Here is a 2,060-nt window from a genome sequence, read left to right as displayed (position 1 = left end):
TTCAAGCGTACGTGCGGACGTTCACTGGGTAGTGCTCCAGATCTGTTATCGAATGATATTCAATCATTATAAATCAGCAGCTTGCTGGCTAACCCAACAGATTTGGAGCACTACCCGGTGATTCGACTGGGTTCGACTGAGAGCGGAAACGGCTATACAGCGTCGGAACCAGTGAATCACGCACCTGAATCAGGAGCCAAACAATGAACGCCTCCGACGACACCAAGGTGTCTGCTCGACTCGATGCGGTGCGCGCGCGCATCGCCGCTGCCGAGGCTCGCTTTGGTCGCGAGCCAGGCAGTGTTGCGCTGCTCGCAGTCAGCAAGTTGCAGCCGGCGGCGCTGATCCGCGCGGCCTCCGAGTTCGGTCAGCTCGCCTTTGGCGAGAGCTATGTGCAAGAGGCCTGCGACAAACAGACGCTGCTCGCCGATCTGGCGCTGGATTGGCACTTCATCGGCCGCATCCAGAGCAACAAGACCAAGCAGATTACCGAGCACTTTAGCTGGGTGCATGGGCTCGGCGATGTGCGCCATGCACGACGCCTTGGCGAGCAGCGCATCGCGCTCGGACTTGCGCCACTGCGCTGTTGTCTCCAGGTCAACCTGAGCGGCGAGGCGAGCAAGGCCGGCGTCGAGCCACCCGCGTTGCCTGCCCTCCTCAAGCAGTGCGCAGCCATCGAAGGCCTGCGCATCGAAGGCTTGATGACCCTGCCGGCCCCAGCCGACAGCCTCGAGGCCCAGCGCCAGCCCTTTGCCGAGCTGCGAGCGCTACGCGATCAGCTTGCAACGCCCGAGCAACCGCTTACAACCCTATCGATGGGGATGTCCGACGATCTTGAGGCCGCGGTCGCCGAGGGCGCTACAATGGTGCGTATTGGCACGGCCGTGTTCGGCCCGAGACGGCAACACTAAGCTGCTCGGGCTGCTCGCCAGTGCCACGACTTAAGCGCCACTAGCCAACGCCATAACGGCGACGACGTTACGGAATCTTCTTGCCTATGCCCTCAACCACCACACGCATCGCCTTCATCGGCGGCGGCAACATGGCCCGCAGCCTGATCGCGGGGCTGGTCGCCGACGGCTATGAGGCCGCAAACCTCAGCGTCAGCGACCCGGATACCGCGAAGCGCGAGGCGCTCGCCGAGCAGTTCGGCATCACTGCCTGCGCTCAGACTGTCGAGGCGATCGACGCCGCCGAGGTCATCGTCTTCTGCGTCAAGCCACAGGTGGCCGCGGTCGCCTGCCGCGAGGTCGGCACCCTGCTCAGCGAGCCTCTGCCGCTGGTCATCTCAGTGATGGCGGGCGTCACCGAGGCCTCGATCCTCGGCTGGCTCGGACAGCCCGCGCCGCTGGTGCGGGCGATGCCGAACACCCCGGTGCTGGTGCAATCCGGCGCCATCGGGCTGCATGCCAGCGCCGGCACCTGGGCGAAGCAGGTCAACCTGGCCGAAGAGGTGATGCGCGCCGGTGGGCTCACGCACTGGGTCAAGACCGAAGCCGAGTTGGATACGGTCACCGCCCTCTCCGGTAGCGGACCCGCCTACTTCTTCCTGTTCATGGAGGCGCTCGAGAAGGCCGCGATCGCCGAGGGACTCGACCCCGAGGGCGCCCGACTGCTGAGCATCCAGACCGCCTTGGGCGCCGCGCGCATGGCGGTCGAGAGCGATGAGTCGCCGCAACAATTGCGCCAGCGCGTCACCTCACCGGGCGGCACCACCGAGCGCGCCATTGCGGTGTTCGAAGAGGGTGGCCTGCCAGCCCTGACATTGCGCGCGGTGGCTGCCGCTCGGCATCGCGCGCAGGAGCTTTCCGAACTGATCGCGGAGGAAAAATGACCGAGGCCTACTTTACCAACCCATTGATCTTCCTAGTCAAGACCCTGTTCGGGCTCTATATCACGCTGGTCGTGATTCGCTTCCTGCTGCAGTGGGCACGGGCCGATTTCTACAACCCGATCTCGCAGTTCGTGGTCAAGCTGACCTCGCCGGTGCTGCGACCGTTGCGCAAGGTGATCCCCGGTTATGCCGGACTCGACCTCTCGACGGTCGTGCTGGCCTGGGT

At 64.4% G+C, this 2,060-nt stretch carries 3 protein-coding genes; all 3 read left to right on the top strand.

Annotated elements, in window-relative coordinates:
- Positions 1–203 precede the first annotated feature (203 nt).
- Positions 204–911 carry a YggS family pyridoxal phosphate-dependent enzyme gene (locus tag VBE63_RS28030; protein WP_323686272.1) on the top strand — a complete coding sequence of 236 codons (708 nt, stop codon included), beginning with the start codon at positions 204–206 and terminating at the stop codon, positions 909–911.
- An 86-nt stretch (positions 912–997) separates the two neighbouring features.
- The gene (gene proC, locus VBE63_RS28025) at positions 998–1,834 is read left to right on the top strand and encodes a pyrroline-5-carboxylate reductase (RefSeq protein WP_323686271.1); all 837 of its coding nucleotides are present in this window, start codon (positions 998–1,000) and stop codon (positions 1,832–1,834) included.
- The coding region (locus VBE63_RS28020; protein WP_323686270.1) for a YggT family protein at positions 1,831–2,060 on the top strand (230 nt) is incomplete at its 3' end. The genes proC and VBE63_RS28020, both read left to right, overlap by 4 nt.

Source organism: Lamprobacter sp. (assembly GCF_034860625.1).
Lineage (GTDB): Bacteria > Pseudomonadota > Gammaproteobacteria > Chromatiales > Chromatiaceae > Lamprobacter.
This window is presented reverse-complemented; position numbering and strand designations above follow the sequence as displayed.

Coding starts and splice junctions, on each gene's coding strand:
- proC (WP_323686271.1), top strand. CDS start 998: ATGCCCTCAACCACCACACGCATCGCCTTCATCGGCGGCGGCAACATG.
- VBE63_RS28030 (WP_323686272.1), top strand. CDS start 204: ATGAACGCCTCCGACGACACCAAGGTGTCTGCTCGACTCGATGCGGTG.